The 439-nt window shown below is 49.9% G+C and carries 1 protein-coding gene; it reads left to right on the top strand.

The annotated features are described in order from the left end of the window. Positions 1 to 121 precede the first annotated feature (121 nt). A complete protein-coding gene (locus EZM41_RS14350) occupies positions 122 to 199 on the top strand; it encodes a hypothetical protein (protein WP_342449261.1) in 78 nt (25 codons plus the stop codon). Positions 200 to 439 lie beyond the last annotated feature (240 nt).

Genomic DNA, 439 nt, shown 5'->3' with positions numbered 1-439 from the left:
TGTAAAACGGATGGCTTTTTATACGACGTAGTTTTATTTCCACGTTTTCAAATGGAACAGGCCTTTAATTGCTTTATGGGGCGCTTTGGCCGAAGACGAGGGACACCATCCCGATATTTTGGTGCGCTGGAACAAAGTGATCATAACGCTCACTACCCATGCGATAAAAGGGCTTTCCTGGCATGAGTGGCTTCGCTAGCAAGGCCATGGTAAAAACCTCGTTGAAAGAAACATCCCATTACGCCATCCTTTGGATGCTCCAGGCGGCAAGGATATACTCACATTTTCCCCTCACTTTTATCGGCACAGCCAGGAGGCGGCATCTGTCTTTGGGATCGAAATACAGGCTGCAGCGACCACACTCCTCCTCTGCCCCTTTACTTCGACGCTTTTGCCGGTTTCGAGGACTTCACGAAGGGCCCTACAAGGACAATGCGCC

It is taken from the genome of Acetomicrobium sp. S15 = DSM 107314 (genome assembly GCF_016125955.1).
Classification (GTDB): Bacteria; Synergistota; Synergistia; order Synergistales; family Thermosynergistaceae; genus Thermosynergistes; species Thermosynergistes pyruvativorans.
Note: the sequence above shows the minus strand (reverse complement) of the source record. Positions and strands in the feature narration are given on the sequence as shown.